1 protein-coding gene is annotated in these 1,177 nt (G+C 48.9%); it reads right to left on the minus strand.

Features of this window, described 5'->3' with window-relative positions:
* Positions 1–627 precede the first annotated feature (627 nt).
* Positions 628–819, minus strand: coding sequence for a hypothetical protein (locus tag ABRP66_RS11605; RefSeq protein ID WP_284771193.1), 192 nt, complete (start codon positions 817–819; stop codon positions 628–630).
* Between the last annotated feature and the right edge of the window lie 358 nt (positions 820–1,177).

The raw sequence follows: 1,177 nt of genomic DNA on the forward strand, positions 1-1,177 counted from the left end.
TACTACGGTGGTCGCCAGCCTCATTCATAAGGGGCCCACCGTCAGTTACAGATACACCACGCTACTGGACGCAACCCGATTGTGATGCACACTTAGGGGGTAACTGATGTAAATCCCATTTCGGTACTGAATCAAAAACGATTTGGCGAGCAGTTATGTGGAATAAGATTCTAGCTACAATTGTGGCCCTCTAAATGGTAATTTCCGTGTTTGTTAAATGGTGACACGGAATTATTATTGTATTTGCAGTGCTGACTATTATCTTTCTATTCATTTTCAGTAAAGAGAATTAACTGAAGCGACTTAGACTTGGTTTCGCTTTAATGGGCGCTGTTGGCGGCTCGGAGATATAGTACTTGGCCTCTACGGCGCTGAGGCGAGGCGTAGGCCAAAAGGCTCAGCTGTGACTGGCTTGCTAAGCATGTCGCTACTGATGACAAAGCGGATTTACTACGTTTTAAAGCTCCATCGTTTCTCTTTCTACAAATGTGCCCAACCCCTAGCGTGTCCACTTTCCGGAGGGCGAGCCCTACGTTTCGCGCAAGGTTTGTTGGGGAAACGGAAACGGTATAGAAAAAGTCCGACTCCCCGCGTAGGCACAGGGGTCGGACTTCGTAGGATTACAATTTATCCGATTGCGTCAATGATGTGGTAAAAGTGCTTGCCTGCTTCAGAGGACCCTTCCAGTTTCTGGGAAGAGCCCTCAGAAGAAGTTGCGGCAGCGTCAAACAGGGCGGATCCATTTTCGAGTACTTCGAGGCCGAGATCGCGAGCAGTACTCAGAGAAGCTAGGATGCCGTTTACCAGGATATCTTCCATGGACTAGTCCTTTCGAGGTAGTTACATTAGGTGTTTATCCAGCAGATTTAAACTGGAACACCCATAATTGTAAGGGGCTCCGGACTACTCGCAACTCGAGAATAATAATAGAAGAAAGGATACCCCAATAGGGGGTGTTCCTATGTAGTTTGTCAATCTCGCGGGTGGGGTGGACGGGGGCAGATCTCCAACTCGGGATTTTTAGGTGTGTTGTTTTGCGCGCGATTGGTAGCCGACTGGGATTTTTCCCAGTCGGCTTGTTTCACTGTTAGGGGTTAAGCTGCTGCGGCTTCTTTTGCTGGGGCGGGGTCGTGGTAATACTCGTGGTTGCGCATCATGGCGTAGAGGACGTTGAGTC

The sequence above is a fragment of the Corynebacterium sp. KPL2680 genome, assembly GCF_040225675.1.
Taxonomy (GTDB): Bacteria; Actinomycetota; Actinomycetes; order Mycobacteriales; family Mycobacteriaceae; genus Corynebacterium; species Corynebacterium rhinophilum.

Bases quoted from the DNA above. Each gene is read 5' to 3' on its own strand.
- ABRP66_RS11605 (WP_284771193.1), bottom strand. From the start codon at position 819: ATGGAAGATATCCTGGTAAACGGCATCCTAGCTTCTCTGAGTACTGCT.